18 protein-coding genes are annotated in these 19,908 nt (G+C 61.3%); 13 read left to right on the forward strand and 5 right to left on the reverse strand.

The genetic code is table 11. The annotated features are described in order from the left end of the window. Positions 1-184: 184 nt before the first annotated feature. Entirely contained in the window at positions 185-1,414 is a 1,230-nt protein-coding gene (gene serA, locus ACODTD_RS18275; RefSeq protein WP_085612011.1) for a phosphoglycerate dehydrogenase, read from the reverse strand. A gap of 204 nt (positions 1,415-1,618) precedes the next feature. On the opposite strand from serA, the gene ACODTD_RS18280 reads away from it, so the two are divergent. The 4 genes from ACODTD_RS18280 (at position 1,619) to ACODTD_RS18295 (ending at position 5,875) form a co-directional block, all read left to right on the forward strand. Next, positions 1,619-3,013, forward strand: a complete 1,395-nt coding sequence (locus tag ACODTD_RS18280) for an FAD-binding oxidoreductase (protein WP_039765411.1) — start codon at positions 1,619-1,621, stop codon at positions 3,011-3,013. A 40-nt stretch (positions 3,014-3,053) separates the two neighbouring features. Further along, positions 3,054-3,719: a fumarylacetoacetate hydrolase family protein gene (locus ACODTD_RS18285; RefSeq protein ID WP_007953483.1), complete on the forward strand. Its 666-nt coding sequence runs from the start codon at positions 3,054-3,056 to the stop codon at positions 3,717-3,719. A 196-nt stretch (positions 3,720-3,915) separates the two neighbouring features. Next, positions 3,916-4,839: an SdiA-regulated domain-containing protein gene (locus ACODTD_RS18290; RefSeq protein WP_221615943.1), complete on the forward strand. Its 924-nt coding sequence runs from the start codon at positions 3,916-3,918 to the stop codon at positions 4,837-4,839. Positions 4,840-4,957: 118 nt separating this feature from the next. Continuing rightward, positions 4,958-5,875: an SdiA-regulated domain-containing protein gene (locus tag ACODTD_RS18295; RefSeq protein ID WP_064380018.1), complete on the forward strand. Its 918-nt coding sequence runs from the start codon at positions 4,958-4,960 to the stop codon at positions 5,873-5,875. Positions 5,876-5,961: 86 nt separating this feature from the next. Here ACODTD_RS18295 and rpiA read toward each other — a convergent pair whose 3' ends face one another. Next, positions 5,962-6,636 (reverse strand): ribose-5-phosphate isomerase RpiA, encoded by a 675-nt coding sequence (rpiA, locus tag ACODTD_RS18300; protein ID WP_007953476.1) that lies wholly within the window; start codon positions 6,634-6,636, stop codon positions 5,962-5,964. Between the two features lie 148 nt (positions 6,637-6,784). On the opposite strand from rpiA, the gene ilvA reads away from it, so the two are divergent. Together ilvA and ACODTD_RS18310 are read left to right on the forward strand one after the other, a co-directional pair. Then, complete coding sequence (gene ilvA / locus ACODTD_RS18305) at positions 6,785-8,299, forward strand: threonine ammonia-lyase, biosynthetic (protein ID WP_011336426.1); 1,515 nt, start codon at positions 6,785-6,787, stop codon at positions 8,297-8,299. Positions 8,300-8,340: 41 nt separating this feature from the next. Then, the gene (locus ACODTD_RS18310) at positions 8,341-8,754 is read left to right on the forward strand and encodes a DUF2269 family protein (RefSeq protein WP_011336425.1); all 414 of its coding nucleotides are present in this window, start codon (positions 8,341-8,343) and stop codon (positions 8,752-8,754) included. Between the two features lie 105 nt (positions 8,755-8,859). Here the strand turns inward: ACODTD_RS18310 and ACODTD_RS18315 are convergent, their stop codons facing one another. Next, entirely contained in the window at positions 8,860-9,516 is a 657-nt protein-coding gene (locus ACODTD_RS18315) for a histidinol-phosphatase (protein WP_221615944.1), read from the reverse strand. Between the two features lie 143 nt (positions 9,517-9,659). Here ACODTD_RS18315 and ACODTD_RS18320 point away from each other — a divergent pair, with 143 nt between their 5' ends. Then, complete coding sequence (locus ACODTD_RS18320) at positions 9,660-10,139, forward strand: RNA pyrophosphohydrolase (protein ID WP_003229203.1); 480 nt, start codon at positions 9,660-9,662, stop codon at positions 10,137-10,139. 22 nt (positions 10,140-10,161) lie between these two features. After that, entirely contained in the window at positions 10,162-12,441 is a 2,280-nt protein-coding gene (ptsP, locus tag ACODTD_RS18325) for a phosphoenolpyruvate--protein phosphotransferase (protein ID WP_011336423.1), read from the forward strand. 33 nt (positions 12,442-12,474) lie between these two features. Here the strand turns inward: ptsP and ACODTD_RS18330 are convergent, their stop codons facing one another. Next, on the reverse strand, positions 12,475-13,221 hold the full coding sequence (locus tag ACODTD_RS18330) for an NRDE family protein (protein ID WP_011336422.1): 747 nt from the start codon (positions 13,219-13,221) through the stop codon (positions 12,475-12,477). 131 nt (positions 13,222-13,352) lie between these two features. On the opposite strand from ACODTD_RS18330, the gene ACODTD_RS18335 reads away from it, so the two are divergent. From ACODTD_RS18335 to ACODTD_RS18345, 3 genes are all read left to right on the forward strand, one after another. Next, a complete protein-coding gene (locus ACODTD_RS18335) occupies positions 13,353-14,135 on the forward strand; it encodes a sulfite exporter TauE/SafE family protein (RefSeq protein WP_201820517.1) in 783 nt (260 codons plus the stop codon). A gap of 96 nt (positions 14,136-14,231) precedes the next feature. Beyond that, positions 14,232-15,047, forward strand: a complete 816-nt coding sequence (gene lgt, locus ACODTD_RS18340) for a prolipoprotein diacylglyceryl transferase (RefSeq protein WP_039767887.1) — start codon at positions 14,232-14,234, stop codon at positions 15,045-15,047. A gap of 50 nt (positions 15,048-15,097) precedes the next feature. Beyond that, entirely contained in the window at positions 15,098-16,069 is a 972-nt protein-coding gene (locus tag ACODTD_RS18345; RefSeq protein ID WP_011336420.1) for a thymidylate synthase, read from the forward strand. 57 nt (positions 16,070-16,126) lie between these two features. On the opposite strand, the gene cadR is transcribed toward ACODTD_RS18345, so the two are convergent. After that, positions 16,127-16,576, reverse strand: coding sequence for a Cd(II)/Pb(II)-responsive transcriptional regulator (gene cadR / locus ACODTD_RS18350; protein ID WP_011336419.1), 450 nt, complete (start codon positions 16,574-16,576; stop codon positions 16,127-16,129). An 84-nt stretch (positions 16,577-16,660) separates the two neighbouring features. On the opposite strand from cadR, the gene ACODTD_RS18355 reads away from it, so the two are divergent. Together ACODTD_RS18355 and ACODTD_RS18360 are read left to right on the forward strand one after the other, a co-directional pair. Then, positions 16,661-18,970, forward strand: a complete 2,310-nt coding sequence (locus ACODTD_RS18355) for a heavy metal translocating P-type ATPase (protein ID WP_489105079.1) — start codon at positions 16,661-16,663, stop codon at positions 18,968-18,970. Positions 18,971-18,986: 16 nt separating this feature from the next. Further along, a complete protein-coding gene (locus tag ACODTD_RS18360) occupies positions 18,987-19,850 on the forward strand; it encodes a LysR family transcriptional regulator (RefSeq protein WP_011336417.1) in 864 nt (287 codons plus the stop codon). Positions 19,851-19,908: the final 58 nt, after the last annotated feature.

A 19,908-nucleotide genomic window follows, 5' to 3' on the forward strand; every position in this document is an offset into this window, starting at 1 on the left:
TTTTTCGACCTGATCGACGACCGACAATTTAAAGGTCCGCGTGTAATCACGCTGACTGCGCCTTTTTCCTGTATTCATTACTCCCTCCTGAGAATGGGTCAGAAGGTGTAAACCTTATTCAGGACGAGACACGTGCATTAAAAAGGGAGCCCGAAGGCTCCCTTTTTTGTCGCTCAACGCTTGATCAGAACAACACACGGCTACGGATGGTGCCGTTGATGTGCTGCAGCTTCTCTTGCGCCAGGTCCGAGTACTCGGCGTCGACGTCGATCACCACGTAGCCGACCTTCTCGTTGGTCTGCAGGAACTGACCGGAGATGTTGATGCCGTTTTCGGCGAAGACCTTGTTGATCTCGCTCATCACACCCGGAATGTTCTCGTGGATGTGCAGCAGGCGGTGCTTGCCAGGGTGAGCCGGCAGGGCCACTTCCGGGAAGTTCACGGACGATACCGAAGTACCGTTGTCGCTGTACTTGACCAGTTTTTCTGCCACTTCCAGACCGATGTTGGCCTGTGCTTCAGCGGTGGAACCGCCGATGTGCGGGGTCAGGATCACGTTGTCCAGGCCACGCAGCGGGCTTTCGAACTCTTCGTCGTTGGAACGCGGCTCGACCGGGAACACGTCGATGGCGGCGCCGATCAGGTGCTTGTCCTTGATCGCAGCGGCGAGGTGATCCAGCTCGACCACGGTGCCGCGTGCAGCGTTGATCAGGATGCCGCCCTTCTTGATGGCGCGGATTTCCTTCTCGCCGATCATCCACTGGGTCGCAGCGGTTTCCGGAACGTGCAGGGTGACGATGTCGGACATGCCCAGCAGCTCGTGCAGGTTGCCGACCTGGGTCGCGTTGCCCAGTGGCAGCTTGGTCACGGTGTCGTAGAAGAACACCTGCATGCCCAGACCTTCAGCCAGGACCGACAGCTGAGTACCGATCGAGCCGTAGCCGACGATGCCCAGTTTCTTGCCACGGATCTCGAAGGAGTTGGCTGCGGACTTGATCCAGCCGCCACGGTGGCAGGACGCGTTTTTCTCAGGGATGCCGCGCAGCAGCAGGATCGCTTCGGCCAGCACCAGCTCGGCCACGGAGCGGGTGTTGGAGTACGGCGCGTTGAACACGGCGATGCCGCGCTCGCGGGCCGCTTCCAGGTCAACCTGGTTGGTGCCGATGCAGAAACAGCCGACCGCGACCAGTTTCTTCGCGTGATCGAAGATCTCTTCGGTCAGTTGGGTGCGCGAACGAATGCCGATGAAGTGAGCGTCAGCGATCTTTTCCTTGAGCTGGGCTTCCGGCAGGGAGCCTGTCAGGTATTCGATGCTGGTGTAGCCCGCCGCCTTGAGGACGTCGACAGCCGATTGGTGGACGCCTTCGAGAAGAAGGAACTTGATCTTGCTCTTATCGAGAGAAGTCTTGCTCATCTGCGTAAACCTGTATCCCGGAGAAAAATGGCAGGAAATGGTCAACAGACATTGACCTGGACGACAAGAAAGCCGTCACCGCAGAACCGGCCTTGGGCACTGGCCTGCGGGGTCGGTATGCTAGCATAGCCACCCCGCTAAACACTCATTCCTGCGACGTGAAGCGTTCTCAGGATGACCATGAATTGTTCGAGAGTTCCGTCGATGACCAATCCTGCCCTGATTGATGAACTGAAGACCCTGGTCGAGCCTGGCAAAGTCCTGACCGATGCCGACTCCTTGAACGCTTACGGCAAGGACTGGACCAAACACTTCGCCCCGGCGCCCAGCGCCATCGTGTTTCCCAAGACCATCGAGCAGGTGCAGGCCGTCGTCCGCTGGGCCAACGAACACAAAGTGGCGCTGGTGCCGTCGGGCGGGCGCACGGGGCTCTCCGCCGCAGCCGTGGCGGCCAATGGCGAAGTGGTCGTGTCGTTCGACTACATGAATCAGATTCTCGACATCAACCTGACCGACCGCACCGCCGTCTGTCAGCCGGGCGTGGTCACCGAGCAATTGCAGAACGCGGCCGAAGAACATGACTTGTACTACCCGGTGGACTTCGCTTCGGCCGGTTCCAGTCAGATTGGCGGCAACATCGGCACCAATGCCGGCGGGATCAAGGTCATTCGCTACGGCATGACCCGCAACTGGGTCGCAGGCATGAAAGTCGTGACCGGCAAGGGCGATGTGCTGGAACTGAACAAAGACCTGATCAAGAACGCCACCGGATATGACCTGCGCCAGCTGTTCATCGGCGCCGAAGGCACCCTGGGTTTCGTGGTCGAGGCCACCATGCGTCTGGACCGTGCGCCGAAAAACCTGACCGCAATGGTCCTCGGCACCGCCGATTTCGATTCAATCATGCCGGTACTGCACGCCTTTCAGGGCCGGCTCGACCTGACTGCGTTCGAATTCTTCTCCGACAAGGCCCTGGCCAAGGTCATGGGCCGTGGCGATGTCCCGGCGCCGTTCGAAACCGACTGCCCGTTCTATGCCTTGCTGGAATTCGAGGCGACCACCGAAGAAGTGGCCAACACCGCCCTGGAAACCTTCGAACACTGCGTGGAGCAGGGTTGGGTGCTGGACGGCGTGATGAGCCAGAGCGAAACCCAGTTGCAGAACCTGTGGAAGCTGCGCGAGTACATCTCCGAAACCATCTCCCACTGGACACCGTACAAGAACGACATCTCGGTCACCGTCTCGAAAGTCCCTGCATTTTTGCAGGAAATCGATGCGATCGTCGGCGAACATTACCCGGATTTCGAAATCGTCTGGTTCGGCCACATCGGCGACGGCAACCTGCACCTGAACATCCTCAAGCCGGACAACCTGAGCAAGGACGAGTTTTTCGCCAAGTGCGCCACCGTCAACAAGTGGGTGTTCGAAACCGTCGAGAAGTACAACGGTTCGATTTCCGCCGAACACGGCGTGGGCATGACCAAGCGCGACTACCTGACCTACAGCCGCTCACCGGTGGAAATCGAATACATGAAAGCGGTCAAGGCGGTGTTCGACCCGAACGGCATCATGAACCCGGGCAAGATTTTCGCGGTTTGATTGGCAATCCCTGATGAATCAATGAAGGCAGGAGTCGGTAATGAGCTATCAGCACCAGTATGTCGACGGTACGCGGATTCATTTTCCGCTGGGGAAAGTGGTGTGCATCGGCCGTAACTACGCCGAACACGCCAAGGAACTGGACAACCCGGTGCCTACCGAGCCGTTGCTGTTCATCAAGCCCGGCAGTTGCGTGGTGCCGCTGGAAGGCGGTTTCAGCATTCCGACCGAGCGTGGCTCGGTGCATTACGAGGCGGAAATCGCCGTGTTGATCGGCAAACCGCTGTCGACCAAACCGAGCCGTGAAGAAGTGCTGGACGCGATCTCCGGTTTCGCCCCGGCGCTGGACCTGACCCTGCGCGACAAGCAGGCCGAGCTCAAGTCCAAGGGTCTGCCGTGGGAAATCGCCAAGTCGTTCGACGGCGCGGCGGTGATTGCACCGTTCGTGGTCGGCAGCACCTTCGCCGACCTGACCGACATCGGTATCCGCCTGACCATCAACGGCGAAGTGCGCCAAGACGGCAACAGCAGCGCGATGCTCAACCCGATCGTGCCGATGATCCAGCACATGGCCGGCTGCTTCTCGCTGCAGGCCGGTGACGTGATCCTGACCGGTACGCCAGTGGGCGTTGGTCCGTTGAATGTCGGCGATGAGATCGTGCTGGAACTGCCCGGCGCCAGCCGCTTCACCAGCAGCGTTCGCTGACTGCAATTCTGAGTAAAACAGTGGGAGCGAGCTCGCTCCCACATTTGTTTTGTGTTGCAGCTCGCAAACACATAAGGCATTCCAGCCATTTACCGTTTTTTTCACATCCTGTCCGGATAATTCCGGTCATTCTGGCGTCTGAGCCGGCCTCTTTGTGCTATTACCCGTAGCCTGAATTTTCGGAACGCGTCCTTCGATGTCATCTCAAACTCAGCTCAAACCTGCTCGCCGTTCACGCTTCGCTCTGCGTTGGTATTCCTGGCTTTTGTTGGTAGCCGCCGCTGCGTACGGGCTGGCGTTTGCCATGCATTGGGATGACCGTGGCCTGTTGTGGGTGCTGGAGCGTTTCGAAAGCCCGGCCGAGAAACAGGAAAGCGTCTGGCTCCCGGACTACCGGGTGGTCATCGACGCCAAGCTGCTGCCGGGCATGGAAAAGGACGAAGCTTCGGACCTGTCCTACAATCCGCAGACCAAAACCCTGTTTTCAGTGATGGGCAAGAATCCGTTTCTGGTGGAGCTGACCCTGCAGGGTGACGTGCTGCGCAAGATGCCGCTGGTAGGCTGGAGCAATCCGGAAGGCCTGACGGTGATGGAGAACGGCTTGATGGCGATTGTCGATGAGCGCGAGCACCTGCTCTCCATCGTCAAGGTCGATGCCCAGACCCGCGAACTCAAGCGTGACGATTTCCCTAAATACGACCTCGGCCCGTCGAAAGATCAGAACAAGGCCTTCGAAGCCATCACCTGGGACGCCCGCAACCAGCAACTGCTGCTGGGCGAGGAGCGTCCGCCGGCGCTGTTCACCTGGAAAAGCGACGGCAGCCAGACCCTCAAGGGCGACAAGCAGAAACTCGACAGCGACGAACTCGATATTCGCAATCTGTCGGCCCTGGCGATCGACCCGCGCACCGGGCACACCCTGGTGCTGTCTGCCGATTCGCACCTGTTGCTGGAGCTGGACGAGAAGGGCGAACAAGTCAGCTTCATGACCCTGCTCGGCGGTTTCAACGGTTTGAAGAAAACCATTCCCCGCGCCGAAGGCGTGACCATGGACGACTCGGGCACGCTGTACATGGTCAGTGAGCCGAACCTGTTCTACCGCTTCGAAAAGCAGAAGTAACGACTCCTACAGCAATTGCAGATCTGTGGAGTTGTGGCTTGAGGCAAGTGGCCATTAAGCTTCAGTTCAGACAGGCGTGATATTTCATCCGCCTGTTTTGATACCGAGCCTGCCCCGAATGCGTCGACTTGCCCGTCCTAAGCCTCTATTCATCATCCTGTCGGTGATTGCCCTGATCGCGCTGATTGCGATCGGCCAATACATGCGTCTGTTCGAGCGTGCCTGGTTCAACCTGCATGCGCTCTGGCAACCGATGAGCAGCGAGGCGATCGGGCTGGATCAGTATCGGGTGGAGATCGAAGCGAAGGTCATCGACGGGCTGGACGACGATGTCTCGGCGCTGACTTACGATCCGGTGCGCAAAAGCCTGTTCACCGTAACCAACAAGAATGCCGAACTGATCGAGCTGTCGCTGGACGGCACGATCCTGCGCCGTGTCGCCTTGATCGGCTTTGGCGATCCGGAGGCGGTGGAGTTCATCAGTGCCGACACCTACGTGATCACCGACGAGCGCCAGCAGCGGCTGATCAAGATTCGCCTGGAGCACGACACCACGTTCCTTGATGCAGCGGATGCCGAGCAAATGACCCTCGGTGTGCACATGAGCGGCAACAAGGGCTTTGAAGGCCTGGCTTACGACTCGGTGGGCAAACGCCTGTTCGTGGCCAAGGAGCGGGATCCGATGCTGATTTATGAAGTGCACGGTTTCCCGCACTTCAATCCGGAAAAGTCCTACGCAGTACACGTGATCAACAATCCCAAGCGCGATGCCGGGATGTTCGTGCGCGATCTGTCGAGCCTGCAATACGACGAGCGCAGCGGCCATTTGCTGGCGCTGTCCGATGAGTCAAGGCTGATTCTGGAGCTGGATGTGGACGGGCGCCCGTTGAGCACCATGTCGTTGAACGGTGGCCGGCAGGGCCTGAAGAAAACCGTGCCGCAGGCGGAAGGTATCGCGATGGATGATGACGGGACGTTGTATCTGGTGAGCGAGCCGAATCTGTTTTATGTCTTCAGAAAGCCTGCGCAGAACTGACTGATACCCCAAAAAACCAAATGTGGGAGCGAGCAAGCTCGCTCCCACAGGTTTTTCATCCGCCCATAAAAATGTGGGCAGCCTGGTTATTCAGCTTTGAGGGTCTTCACACCTTCGCTGGTGCCCAGCAACAACAGATCCGCCGGACGCGCCGCAAACAGACCGTTGGTGACCACGCCGACGATCGCGTTGATCTGCGCTTCCAGTTCCACCGGGTTGGTGATCTGCAGGTTGTGCACGTCGAGGATGATGTTGCCGTTGTCGGTCAGCACGCCTTCGCGGTAGACCGGGTCACCGCCCAGCTTCACCAGTTGGCGGGCCACATGGCTGCGGGCCATCGGGATCACTTCCACCGGCAGCGGGAACGCGCCCAGCACTGGCACCAGTTTGCTGGCGTCGGCGATGCAGATGAAGGTCTGGGCCACGGCGGCGACGATCTTCTCGCGGGTCAGGGCTGCGCCGCCGCCCTTGATCAGGTTCAGGTGCTCGTCGCTTTCATCGGCACCGTCGACGTAGAACTCCAGGTTGCTCACGGTGTTCAGCTCATACACCGGAATCCCATGGCCCTTGAGGCGCGCAGCGGTGGCTTCGGAGCTCGCGACCGCGCCATCGAAAGCGCCCTTGTGCTGGGCGAGGGCATCGATGAAGCAGTTGGCGGTGGAGCCGGTGCCGACGCCGACGATGCTCTTGTCGTCGAGTTTCGGAAGGATGAAGTCGACGGCGGCCTGGGCCACGGCCTGTTTGAGTTGATCCTGGGTCATGCGGGCTCCGGAAGCGGGCAAGGTAAGAACGGAAAGGCCGGCATTATAGCCTCAGGCCGGGCTAAAACCTCGGGATTCGTGTGGTCGTCCGGCCGAAACCCGGGTTAGACTCGTTGGCCCTGCCCAACCCGCTCAGTGATGCTTTCCGATGCTCGAACAGTACGTCAAGAAGATCCTCACCTCGCGCGTTTATGACGTTGCCGTAGAAACCCCGCTGCAGAACGCCCGCCAGCTCTCTGAGCGGCTGGGCAACGACATCTGGCTCAAGCGCGAAGACTTGCAGCCGGTGTTCTCGTTCAAGATTCGCGGCGCCTACAACAAGCTGACCCAGTTGAGCGACGAAGAGCGCGCGCGCGGTGTGGTCACCGCGTCGGCGGGCAACCACGCGCAGGGCCTGGCCCTGGCGGCGAAAGTGCTGGGCGTGAAAGCGACCATCGTGATGCCCAAGACCACCCCGGAGATCAAGGTCGAAGGCGTGCGCTCGCGTGGCGGCAAGGTCGTGCTGCACGGCGATTCCTTCCCGGAAGCCCTGGCCTACTCGCTGAAACTGGTCGATGAAAAAGGCTACGTCTACATCCACCCGTACGACGATCCGCACACGATTGCCGGGCAGGGCACTGTGGCGATGGAAATCCTGCGCCAGCACCCGCAGCCGCTGGATGCGATTTTCGTACCGGTGGGCGGCGGCGGTCTGATCGCCGGCATCGCGGCGTACGTGAAATACCTGCGCCCGGACATCAAAGTCATCGGCGTCGAGCCCGACGACTCCAACTGCCTGCAAGCGGCGATGGCGGCAGGCGAACGCGTGGTGCTGCCGACCGTAGGCATCTTCGCCGATGGCGTGGCGGTGGCGCAGATCGGCCAGCACACCTTCGACATCTGCAAGGACTACGTCGACGAGGTGATCACCGTCAGCACCGACGAAATCTGTGCGGCGATCAAGGACATCTACGACGACACCCGTTCGATCACCGAACCGGCCGGCGCCCTGGGCGTGGCCGGGATCAAGAAATATGTCGAGCAGCGCGGTGTCAGCGGCCAGACCTTCGTGGCCATCGACTCCGGGGCCAACGTCAACTTCGACCGTTTGCGCCACGTTGCCGAGCGCGCCGAACTGGGTGAAGGCCGCGAAGCGATCATCGCCGTGACCATCCCGGAGAAGGCCGGCAGCTTCAAGGCCTTCTGCGAGGCCATCGGCAAGCGCCAGATCACCGAATTCAACTACCGCTACAACAATGGCAGCGAAGCGCACATCTTCGTCGGCGTGCAGACCCACCCGGACAACGACCCGCGCAGCGCACTGCTGGCGAGCCTGACCGAGCAGGGTTTCCCGGTGCTCGACCTGACCGACAACGAACTGGCCAAACTGCACATTCGCCACATGGTCGGCGGTCGCGCCGCGCACGTGGTCGATGAAGTGGTGCTGCGATTCGAGTTCCCGGAGCGTCCGGGCGCGCTGTTCAACTTCCTCAACAAGCTCGGCGGGCGCTGGAACATCTCGATGTTCCACTACCGCAACCACGGTGCAGCGGACGGTCGTGTGGTGGCGGGTCTGCAAGTGCCCCACGACGAGCGTCATCTGGTGCCCGCAGCCCTTGAGGAAATCGGCTACCCATACTGGGACGAAAGCGACAACCCGGCCTATCAGCTGTTTCTTGGCTGAACGGCTACGCTGATGGGTATGGCCCAAGGAAAGAGAAATTCATGGAAACCCTGACCACCCTGAAAGTCCTTCACGTCGCGGCGACCGTGGTGATACTGGCGAGCGGGCTGGGGCTCGCCGCTGTTTCCTGGCGTAATCGCAGCGAGGGGCCGGCCAGCACGATGCAGCGACCCTGGTTGTTCGTCTGGTGTCTGATGCTGATCGGCGTGCTCAGCATGCCTTTCACCGGCTGGTGGTTGGTGCACCTGATTGGCTGGCCGTTGGGACAGTTTTGGATTCTGGGGTCCAGCGTGATCTATGCCGTGGCCACATTCAGCGCGGTCTGGCTGCTTGTTCGGCTTAATCGGCTATGGACCAGCGGGGTCGGCAACCGGAAATTCAATCTGGCGCTGGCAATTGTCAGCGGCGTCGGATTTCTGGCCATTGCGGCGTTGATGGGGGCGAAGCCGGTTTAAGGCTTGGGACCGCGTCGACCCCGTTCGCGAGCAGGCTCGCTCCCACATTGATCTGAGGCGTTCACAAATTCCTTGTGGGAGCTGGTCTTGCCAGCGATGGCGATATCAGCCGCGCAGGCTTATGACGGGCCAGCCGCGCTTCTCGGCTTCGGCCCGCAGGTTCGGATCCGGATCGACCGCCACAGGATTCGCCACCTGCTCCAGCAGTGGCAGGTCATTCATCGAGTCGCTGTAGAAATAGCTGCCTTCCAGCGAATGCCCGGTTTCCTCCAGCCAGCGGTTCAGGCGCGTCACCTTGCCTTCGCGGAAGCACGGCACGTCGGTGCTGCGTCCGGTGTAGCGGCCGTCCTGCATTTCGCACTCGGTGGCGATCAGGGTTTCGACGCCCAGGCGCACCGCAATCGGCGCGGTGACGAAGCGGTTGGTGGCGGTGATGATCACCAGTTTGTCGCCGGCGTCGCGGTGCTTTTTCAGCAGATCGAGCGCCTTGGGCAGAACGATCGGCTCGATGCAGTCGCGCATGTAATCGTTGTGCCATTGCTCAAGCACGGCCATTTCGGTGCGGCCGAGGATTTCCAGGCAGAAGTTCAGGTAGGCCGCGTTATCCAGTTTGCCGGCCAGGTAATCCTGATAGAACTCGTCGTTGCGTGCCTTGTAGGCGATCGGGTCGAGGAAGCCGCGTTCGCACAGATAATCGCCCCAAGCGTGATCGCTGTCGCCGCCCAGAAGGGTGTTGTCCAAATCGAATAAAGCCAGGCGCATTGCAGTTACCCGCTGAAAAGTCAGTAAAAAGGCCACAAGAATACGGTCTTTTCACAAGAGTGCACATAAGCTCGGAACCTTCGTTGCCGCCTTCACAACCTTTGTGGAACAATGCGGCGACATGCGTTTGCGAGGTTGTTGCCGTGATCGACCCCGATGGTTTCCGCCCTAATGTCGGGATCATTCTGACGAATGACGCCGGCCAGGTGCTATGGGCTCGCCGTATCAATCAGGATGCCTGGCAGTTTCCACAGGGGGGAATCAATCCCGAGGAGACGCCGGAAGACGCCTTGTACCGCGAGCTGAACGAAGAAGTTGGCCTGGAACGCGAAGATGTTGAAATTCTCGCCTGTACCCGGGGCTGGTTGCGCTATCGTTTGCCGCAACGTCTGGTGCGAACCCACAGCCAACCGCTGTGCATCGGCCAGAAACAGAAGTGGTTTCTCCTGCGCCTGATCTCCAACGAGCAGCGGGTGCGGATGGATTTGACCGGTAAACCGGAGTTCGATGGCTGGCGCTGGGTCAGTTATTGGTATCCGTTGGGCCAGGTGGTGACATTCAAGCGCGAAGTGTATCGCCGCGCTCTCAAAGAGCTTGCCCCGCGCCTTTTAGCGCGCGACTGACGACGGAGTTCGACCCCGAGCCATGCTCAATACGCTGCGCAAGATCGTCCAGGAAGTTAACTCCGCCAAGGATCTCAAGGCGGCGTTGGGGATTATTGTGTTGCGCGTCAAAGAGGCCATGGGCAGCCAGGTCTGCTCGGTCTACCTGCTTGATCCAGAGACCAACCGCTTCGTGCTGATGGCCACCGAGGGCTTGAACAAGCGCTCGATCGGCAAGGTCAGCATGGCACCCAACGAAGGTCTGGTCGGCCTGGTCGGCACGCGTGAAGAACCCCTGAACCTCGAAAACGCCGCGGATCACCCGCGCTACCGTTACTTCGCCGAAACCGGCGAGGAGCGCTACGCCTCGTTCCTCGGGGCGCCGATCATTCACCACCGCCGCGTCGTCGGCGTGTTGGTCATCCAGCAGAAAGAACGCCGCCAGTTCGATGAGGGTGAAGAAGCCTTCCTCGTGACCATGAGCGCGCAGCTCGCGGGCGTAATCGCTCACGCCGAGGCCACAGGTTCCATCCGTGGTCTTGGCCGTCAGGGTAAGGGCATCCAGGAAGCCAAGTTCGTCGGCGTGCCGGGTTCACCGGGTGCGGCGGTCGGTACCGCGGTGGTCATGTTGCCACCGGCGGATCTGGACGTGGTGCCGGACAAGACCATCACCGACATCGACGCGGAACTGGCGCTGTTCAAGACCGCCATTGAAGGCGTGCGCGCCGACATGCGTGCGTTGTCGGCCAAACTCGCGACCCAGCTGCGTCCGGAAGAGCGCGCCCTGTTCGATGTCTATCTGATGATGCTTGACGATGCCTCGCTGGGCAGCGAAATCACCAACGTGATCAAGACCGGGCAGTGGGCCCAGGGCGCGTTGCGTCAGGTCGTGACCGATCACGTCAACCGTTTCGATTTGATGGACGACGAGTACCTGCGTGAGCGGGCATCGGACGTCAAGGACCTGGGCCGACGCCTGCTCGCCTATCTGCAGGAAGAGCGGCAGCAGAACCTGGTCTACCCGGAAAAGACCATTCTGGTCAGCGAAGAACTGACGCCGGCGATGCTCGGCGAGGTGCCGGAAGGCACGCTGGTCGGTCTGGTATCGGTGCTTGGTTCGGGGAACTCGCACGTCGCGATTCTCGCCCGGGCCATGGGCATTCCGACGGTCATGGGTCTGGTCGACCTGCCGTACGCCAAGGTCGACGGCATCGAAATGATCGTCGATGGCACACGAGGCGAGGTCTACACCAACCCCAGCGAAGTGCTGCGCAAGCAGTTCACCGAGGTGGTGGAGGAAGAGAAGCAACTGGCGCTGGGGCTCGATACCCTGCGCGACCTGCCGTGCGTGACCCTCGATGGTCATCGCATGCCGCTATGGGTCAACACCGGCCTGCTGGCCGATGTGGCGCGGGCGCAGAAGCGCGGCGCCGAAGGCGTTGGTCTGTACCGCACCGAAGTGCCATTCATGATCAACCAGCGCTTCCCGAGCGAGAAGGAACAACTGGCGATCTACCGCGAGCAGCTCGCCGCGTTCCACCCGCAACCGGTGACCATGCGCAGCCTGGACATCGGCGGCGACAAGTCGCTGTCGTACTTCCCGATCAAGGAAGACAACCCGTTCCTCGGCTGGCGCGGGATCCGCGTCACCCTCGACCACCCGGAAATCTTCCTGGTGCAGACCCGCGCGATGCTCAAGGCCAGCGAAGGCCTGAACAACCTGCGAATCCTGCTGCCGATGATCTCCGGCATCCACGAGCTCGAAGAGGCGCTGCACCTGATCCACCGGGCCTGGGGCGAAGTGCGCGACGAAGGCACCGACGTGCCGATGCCGCCGGTGGGCGTGATGATTGAAATTCCGGCGGCGGTCTACCAGACCAAAGAGCTGGCGCGGATGGTGGACTTCCTGTCGGTCGGCTCCAACGACCTGACCCAGTACCTGCTGGCGGTGGACCGCAACAACCCACGGGTGGCCGATCTCTACGACTACCTGCACCCGGCGGTGCTGCAAGCCCTGCAAACCGTGGTACGCGACGCCCATGCCGAAGGCAAGCCGGTGAGCATCTGCGGCGAGATGGCTGGTGACCCGGCGGCAGCGGTGCTGTTGATGGCGATGGGTTTCGACAGCCTGTCGATGAACGCCACCAACCTGCCGAAGGTGAAATGGATGCTGCGCCAGATCCACCTGAGCAAGGCCAAGGATCTGCTGGCGGAACTGATGACCATCGACAACCCGCAGGTCATCCACAGCTCGCTGCAACTGGCGCTGAAGAACCTCGGTCTGGCGAAGATGGTCAATCCGGCGGCGGTCAAACCGCTCTAGAAAGACAAGATCGCAGCCTTCGGGCTGCGATCTTCATAGGTCGATCTCCACTTCCCCCAGATGCCCGCCATACGGCCCGAAACTGCGCTCGATCATCCGCCGCGTCCCGTCCGCCTGCACAATCAGCGCCGTACTCGCCCGAGTCCCATAGCTCTGGCTGGCAATAAACACACTCGACAACAGCGACTCGGTCGCCAATCCCACACCGGTATCCGGTAGATCAGCAAACGGTGCCGTTTGCGCATCACTCAATAAAGCCAACAACCGCTCGGGCTGCGGATCATCCAGCACCGCACTCAATGCCGCCTTGGCCTTGAGCAGTTTCGGCCACGGCGTATCCAGCCCGGCGTTGGACAGACCATAGACGCCGGGCTGCAACATCACCGGTTCCGATGACCGCGCATTGAAGTGCCACAGCTCGTTGGCATTGCCCAGCAGCAGGTTGAAGCCGGCATAGTCCGGCGAACGGGCGACAACGTCGGACAAGTAGTCATCGATCGACAGGTTTCCGGTCAGAAATCCCGCCACCAGCTCGCCCCGAGAACGTCGAGCCGGCGGCTGATGCGGATCGCGAATGTTGGTCAGCGCCGCAAAACGACCGTTGGCGCCAAGACCGAGCCAGGTGCCCCCGGCCTCAAGATCCCGCCCGGCATGAACATGCGGCGACTCGGGCCACTGGGCCAGCGGCAGGCTGGGCCGGGCGTAGAATTCGTCACGGTTGGCCGCGACGATCAGCGGCTGGGCATGCCCCGGCCGCCAGGCGAAAACAATCAGGCACATAAGGTGGTCCTTGTGTGTTTTTTGCCCACTCTACGCAGACATCGTCCGTGCATCCATCGCCAGTGGAGCCGAAGGGTATCCATCCGTTACCATGCCGCTCCGGTTTTGGGGGCGCGCCTTGGGAGGCAGTCATGGAATTTCTGCTCTATCTGGCGCTGGGCGCCTGTGCGGGCGTACTGGCCGGGCTGTTCGGGGTGGGCGGCGGGATCATCATCGTCCCGGTGCTGGTGTTCAGTTTCACCTTGCAGGGCTTCGATCCGTCGATCCTGACCCATCTGGCGGTCGGCACGTCTCTGGCGACGATCATCTTCACCTCGGTCAATGCCGTGCGCGAACACCATCGACGCCGCGCGGTGCGCTGGCCGATCTTCCGCTGGATGACCGTGGGCATTCTGCTCGGCGCCGGTTTCGGTGCATTGACCGCCGAAGCGATCTCCGGCCCGAACCTGCAAAAGATCATCGGTGTGTTCGCCCTGGTGATCGCGGCGCAACTGGCGCTGGATGTCAAACCCAAGGCCAGCCGAACGGTGCCGGGCAAACTCGGTCTGACCATGGCCGGCAGTGTGATCGGCTGGGCGTCGGCGATTTTCGGGATTGGCGGCGGCTCGCTGACCGTGCCGTTCCTGACCTGGCGCAGCGTGCCGATGCAGCAGGCGGTGGCGACCTCGTCGGCCTGTGGCCTGCCGATTGCCGTCGCCAGTGCCATAAGTTTCATGATTCTGGGCTGGCATGATCCGTTGCTGCCGGCCCATAGTGTCGGTTTTGTGTATTTGCCGGCGCTTTTGGGCATTGCCCTGACCAGCATGGTGTTCGCCCGTCTCGGCGCGCGGCTGGCGCACAGGTTGTCGCCGAAGTTGCTGAAACGGCTGTTCGCGGCTTTGCTGTTTTGCGTGGGCCTGAGCTTTCTGTTCTGAGCCGTCTGTTTTGGCAGGTCGCAATCCTGGCTTAATCCTGAGGTGACAGCGTCGCCCGGGAATTTTTGAAGATTTGAATGCTAACGAGGAGTCGCAATGCTGCCTTACCCGCAGATCGATCCGGTGGCTTTGGCCATCGGTCCGCTGAAAATCCACTGGTACGGCCTGATGTACCTGGTCGGCATCGGCGGCGCGTGGCTGCTGGCATCGCGCCGGCTCAACCGTTTCGACCCGACCTGGACCAAGGAAAAGCTGTCCGACCTGGTGTTCTGGCTGTCGATGGGGGTGATTGTCGGCGGGCGTCTGGGTTATGTGCTGTTCTACGACCTGAGCGCTTACCTGGCCAACCCGACGCTGATTTTCGAAGTGTGGAAGGGCGGCATGTCGTTCCACGGCGGTTTCATCGGCGTGATGCTGGCCGCGCTGTGGTTCGGCAAGCGTAACGGCAAGTCGTTCTTCCAGCTGATGGACTTCGTCGCGCCGATGGTGCCGATCGGTCTGGGCGCCGGACGCATCGGCAACTTCATCAACGCCGAGCTGTGGGGCAAGGCCACCGACGTGCCGTGGGCCATGGTATTCCCGCCGTTCAGCGACCCGGCGCAACTGCCGCGTCACCCGTCGCAGCTGTATCAGTTCGCACTGGAAGGCGTGGCGCTGTTCCTGATCCTCTGGCTGTTCTCGCGCAAGCCGCGGCCGACCATGGCGGTCTCGGGCATGTTCGCGCTGTTCTATGGCATCTTCCGTTTCATCGTCGAATTCGTCCGCGTGCCGGACGCGCAACTGGGCTATCTGGCCTGGAACTGGCTGACCATGGGTCAGGTACTCTGCGTACCGATGATCATCGGCGGGCTGTTCCTGATCTGGCTGGCCTACCACCGCGCCCCGGCGGCGCCGGTTGCACCGACAGCTTAAATATTCGAACCCCGGCGATGTCTGCCGGGGCTCAAGGACACAGGTAACTCATGAAGCAATATCTCGATCTGGTGTCGCACGTCATCAACAACGGCACCAAACAGGCCAACCGTACCGGCGTGAACACCATCAGCTTTCCGGGCGCCATGCTGCGCTTCGATCTGCAGGAAGGTTTCCCGGCGATCACCACCCGCAAGATGGCCTTCAAATCGGCCATCGGCGAGATGTGCGGCTTTCTGCGTGGCGTGAACAACGCCGCCGAATTCCGTGCGCTGGGCTGCAAGGTCTGGGATCAGAACGCCAACGAAAACGCCCAGTGGCTGGCCAACCCGTTCCGCCAGGGCGAAGACGACCTCGGCGAGATCTACGGCGTGCAATGGCGCAAATGGCCGGCGTACAAGCAGATCCCGCTGAGCAACACCGCCGCCATCGAACAAACCCTGAGCAACGGTTACAAGCAGATTGCCCAGGGCGAAGAAGACGGCCAGGCCTACGTGGTCTTGTACAAAGCCATCGATCAGGTGCGCCAGTGCGTCGACACGATCATCAAGGACCCGGGCAGCCGGCGCATCCTGTTCCACGGCTGGAACTGCGCCCAGCTCGATGAAATGGCCCTGCCGCCGTGCCATCTGCTGTACCAGTTCCACCCGAATGTCGAGACCAAGGAAATCTCCCTGACCCTCTACATCCGCTCCAACGACCTGGGCCTGGGCACGCCGTTCAACCTCACCGAAGGTGCCGCGCTGCTGAGCCTGATCGGTCGCCTGACCGGCTACACGCCGCGCTGGTTCACCTATTTCATTGGTGATGCCCACGTCTACGAAAACCACCTGGACATGCTCAACGAACAGCTCAAGCGCGAGCCGTTCGCCATGCCGAAACTGAAGATTTCGGATCGCGTGCCGGAGTTTGCCAAGACCGGTGTTTATCAGCCGGAATGGCTGGAACTGGTGGAGCCGAGTGACTTCTCGCTGGAAGGCTACGAGCACCATGCGCCGATGACCGCGCCGATGGCGGTCTGAAGCACGAGTGACAAACAACGGAGGGAGCCAAATGGCTCCCTCCGTTGTTTCTGGCGCTTAATGACCGTGGCTTCTGCCCACATGCGAATGCTCAACCTCCGTCGCCACAACTCCGCCACTGACTTCCAGCCGCTGCAGGATCCCGCACTGATCCGCCTCCGGCCCTTCGCCACAGCGCTGGCGCAGCTCGAGCAGTTGCGTCTGCAACGCCAGTAACCCATCGATTCGCGCCTTTACGTGCTGGATGTGCTCGTCGATCAGCGCATTCACGCTTTCGCATTGATCCTGCGGGCTGTCGCGCAAGGCGAGCAGGCTGCGGATTTCTTCGAGTGTCATGTCGAGGGTGCGGCAGTTGCGGATGAAAGTCAGGCGCTCGGCGTGGGCCTGGGTGTAGACGCGGTAGTTGCCATCGCTGCGGGCCGGTTCCGGCAGCAGGTTTTCACGCTCGTAGTAGCGGATGGTTTCCACGGCGCAATCGGTCTGTTTCGCCAGTTCTCCGATCTTCATGACGGCAATCTCCAAAAGGGTGCTTGACCCTATAGTGGCTACAGGGTCTTTACTTGGCAACAGGCACCTTCATGGACGCGACCAATGAGCGATTCCCTGCACACCCACAAGCCCGGCGACGGGCACGATCACAGTCACACACTGCAGCCTGTGCATAAACATGCCTACGCCGGCGATTCCTGTTGCGGGTCGAAAACCGTTGCGCCTGCGCCGGTTCATTCGAGTGAAGACGCCTGCTGCTCGTCGAAAGCCGCGGCGCCGTCACTGGTGCAACTGAGCGAGGCAAAAAGCGCCGATGCCCGGCTGAGCAGCTTCCGCATCGAGGCGATGGACTGCCCGACCGAACAGACGCTGATCCAGAACAAGCTCGGCAAACTGGCCGGGATCCAGCAGCTGGAATTCAACCTGATCAATCGCGTGCTCGGCGTGACCCACAATCTGCGGGACACCGCGCCAATCATCGACGCGATCAAATCCCTCGGCATGCAGGCCGAGCCGCTGGAGGCGGGCGTTGAAGCGCCGGTTGCAGCGCCGGTGAAAAAACATTGGTGGCCACTGGCGCTGTCCGGCGTCGGTGCGCTCGCTGCCGAAGTGATCCACTTCACCAGCGCCGCGCCGACCTGGGTGGTGGCAATCATCGCGCTGATTTCCATCCTCAGCGGCGGCCTCACCACCTACAAGAAGGGCTGGATCGCCCTGAAGAACCGTAACCTCAACATCAACGCCCTGATGAGCATCGCCGTGACCGGCGCCGTGTTGATCGGCCAGTGGCCGGAAGCGGCGATGGTGATGTTCCTGTTCACCGTGGCCGAGCTGATCGAAGCGCGCTCGCTGGACCGCGCACGCAACGCCATCAGCGGTTTGATGCAAATGACGCCGGAGCAGGCGACTGTGTTGCAGGCTGACGGCAACTGGGTCGAACTGGATGTGAAAAGCATCGATCTCGGCGCCCGCGTGCGGGTGAAACCCGGTGAACGCATCGCGTTGGACGGTGAAGTCGTCAGCGGCAGTTCGACCATCGATCAGGCGCCGATCACCGGTGAAAGCCTGCCGGTGGAAAAAACCGTCGGCGACAAAGTGTTCGCCGGCACCATCAACCAGGCCGGTTCTCTGGAATATTCGGTGACCGCAGCGGCGAACAATTCCACCCTGGCGCGAATCATCCACGCCGTGGAGCAGGCGCAAGGCGCGCGGGCGCCGACCCAGCGTTTCGTCGATCAGTTCTCGAAAATCTACACCCCGGTGGTCTTCGTCCTGGCCCTGGCCGTGGCGATCATCCCGCCGCTGTTCATGGCCGCCGCGTGGTTCGACTGGATTTATCGCGCGCTGGTGCTGCTGGTGGTCGCTTGCCCGTGTGCGCTGGTGATTTCCACCCCGGTGACCATCGTCAGCGGCCTTGCGGCAGCAGCGCGCAAAGGCATTCTGGTCAAGGGCGGCGTGTACCTGGAGGGCGGTTTCAAGCTCGACTATCTGGCCCTCGACAAGACCGGCACCATCACCCACGGCAAACCGGTACAGACCGATTACCTGTCCCTCGACCCGACCGCCGACGCCACGGCCCCGGCCATTGCCGCCGCGCTGGCCGGTCGCTCCGATCACCCCGTATCGCTGGCCATCGCCAACGCGGCTGTGGATAAAGGTTTCGCGGCTCTGCTTGTGGATAACTTCGAAGCGCTGGCTGGCCGTGGGGTAAAAGGCGAGGTCAACGGTCAGGTCTACCACTTGGGCAACCACCGACTGGTGGAAGAACTGGGCCTGTGTTCGCCGCAACTGGAAGAAAAGCTGTTCGCACTGGAGAAACAAGGCAAGTCCGTGGTGTTGCTGCTCGACAGCTCCGGCCCGCTGGCGCTGTTCGCCGTGGCCGACACGGTCAAGGAAACCAGCCGCGAAGCGATCCGCCAACTGCACGATCTGGGCGTGAAAACCCTGATGCTGACCGGCGACAACGTCCACACCGCGCAAGCGATTGCGGCGCAGGTCGGGATCGATCAGGCCAAGGGCGACTTGCTGCCGACCGACAAACTGCAAGCCATCGAAGACCTTTACGCCAAAGGGCGCCGGGTCGGCATGGTCGGCGACGGCATCAACGACGCACCGGCACTGGCTCGGGCCGAGATCGGTTTTGCGATGGCGGCGGCCGGCACCGATACGGCGATCGAAACCGCCGATGTCGCCCTGATGGACGACGATCTGCGCAAGATACCGGCCTTCATCAGCCTGTCGCGTCATACCGCCGCTATCCTGAAACAGAACATCGCACTGGCGCTGGTGATCAAAGCGATCTTTCTTGGGGTAACCTTCGCCGGGCTCGCCACCATGTGGATGGCGGTGTTTGCCGACATGGGCGTGAGCCTGCTGGTGGTGTTCAACGGTTTGCGCCTGCTGCGCAAATAGAGGAAGAGGGGCGGTTGTGCTGAGTGCCGAGCTGAAAGCGTTTTACATGGTGGCCCGCTTGGGCAGCATCACGCTGGCGGCGAAAAAGCTCGGCCTCAGCCAACCGACCGTGACCACCCAGATCCGCAATCTGGAAAGCCAGTATTCGGTAGAGCTGTTCTACCGTGGCGGCCGGCGCCTGAGTGTCAGCGACGAAGGTGCGCGGCTGTTGCCGATGGTCAAGGCGTTGTTGCAGCAGGAGGCCGACATCGAATTCTTCCTGCGCAACAGTGGCCAGGTGCAGGGTGCGCTGCGCATCGCCGCCACCGCGCCGTATTACATCCTCGATCTGGTGAAGACCTTCCGCGAGCGCCTGCCGCAGGTGGAGGTGTCGGTGGAAATCGGCAACTCGCAGCAGGTGCTCGAAGCGCTGGAGGATTATCGGGTGGATGTCGCGGCGTCGTCGCAATTGCTCGACGATGCCCGGCTGATCCGCCGGGTGCTCGGCAGCGACCCGCTGGTGCTGGCGGTGCATCGCAATCATCCGCTGGCGGCGCACGACCATGTGACGCTGAGCGCGCTGGCCGGACATACCTTGCTGATGCGCGAACCGGGTTCGACCACTCGACGGCTCACCGAAGAGTTGCTGGCCAGCGCCGGCGTCAGTTTCGGCCCGTTGCTGGAAATCGGCAGCCGCGAATCGATCCGCGAAGCGGTGCTGCGCAACATCGGCATCAGCATCATCGCCCGCCAGGAAGTGCCGCACGATCCGCAGTTGCGGGTGCTGACCCTGGAGAATGCGCCGCAGATTCCCGAATACCTCTACTGCCTCAAGGAACGCAAGAACGCCCGGTTGCCGGCGGCGTTTCTCGGACTGGCGCAGGAAATGTCCCCGGCCTGATCAACCAAAATCCCTGAATACCACTATCGGTCGTTTTTGCCTCACTGCCATATGACCG

The sequence above is a fragment of the Pseudomonas sp. FG35 genome, from assembly GCF_057809295.1.

What these genes read in the sequence shown, in the direction of transcription:
- serA (WP_085612011.1), bottom strand. Translation starts at nt 1,414, where the DNA reads ATGAGCAAGACTTCTCTCGATAAGAGCAAGATCAAGTTCCTTCTTCTC.
- ACODTD_RS18280 (WP_039765411.1), top strand. Translation starts at nt 1,619, where the DNA reads ATGACCAATCCTGCCCTGATTGATGAACTGAAGACCCTGGTCGAGCCT.
- ACODTD_RS18285 (WP_007953483.1), top strand. Translation starts at nt 3,054, where the DNA reads ATGAGCTATCAGCACCAGTATGTCGACGGTACGCGGATTCATTTTCCG.
- ACODTD_RS18290 (WP_221615943.1), top strand. Translation starts at nt 3,916, where the DNA reads ATGTCATCTCAAACTCAGCTCAAACCTGCTCGCCGTTCACGCTTCGCT.
- ACODTD_RS18295 (WP_064380018.1), top strand. Translation starts at nt 4,958, where the DNA reads ATGCGTCGACTTGCCCGTCCTAAGCCTCTATTCATCATCCTGTCGGTG.
- rpiA (WP_007953476.1), bottom strand. Translation starts at nt 6,636, where the DNA reads ATGACCCAGGATCAACTCAAACAGGCCGTGGCCCAGGCCGCCGTCGAC.
- ilvA (WP_011336426.1), top strand. Translation starts at nt 6,785, where the DNA reads ATGCTCGAACAGTACGTCAAGAAGATCCTCACCTCGCGCGTTTATGAC.
- ACODTD_RS18310 (WP_011336425.1), top strand. Translation starts at nt 8,341, where the DNA reads ATGGAAACCCTGACCACCCTGAAAGTCCTTCACGTCGCGGCGACCGTG.
- ACODTD_RS18315 (WP_221615944.1), bottom strand. Translation starts at nt 9,516, where the DNA reads ATGCGCCTGGCTTTATTCGATTTGGACAACACCCTTCTGGGCGGCGAC.
- ptsP (WP_011336423.1), top strand. Translation starts at nt 10,162, where the DNA reads ATGCTCAATACGCTGCGCAAGATCGTCCAGGAAGTTAACTCCGCCAAG.
- ACODTD_RS18330 (WP_011336422.1), bottom strand. Translation starts at nt 13,221, where the DNA reads ATGTGCCTGATTGTTTTCGCCTGGCGGCCGGGGCATGCCCAGCCGCTG.
- ACODTD_RS18335 (WP_201820517.1), top strand. Translation starts at nt 13,353, where the DNA reads ATGGAATTTCTGCTCTATCTGGCGCTGGGCGCCTGTGCGGGCGTACTG.
- lgt (WP_039767887.1), top strand. Translation starts at nt 14,232, where the DNA reads ATGCTGCCTTACCCGCAGATCGATCCGGTGGCTTTGGCCATCGGTCCG.
- ACODTD_RS18345 (WP_011336420.1), top strand. Translation starts at nt 15,098, where the DNA reads ATGAAGCAATATCTCGATCTGGTGTCGCACGTCATCAACAACGGCACC.
- cadR (WP_011336419.1), bottom strand. Translation starts at nt 16,576, where the DNA reads ATGAAGATCGGAGAACTGGCGAAACAGACCGATTGCGCCGTGGAAACC.
- ACODTD_RS18355 (WP_489105079.1), top strand. Translation starts at nt 16,661, where the DNA reads ATGAGCGATTCCCTGCACACCCACAAGCCCGGCGACGGGCACGATCAC.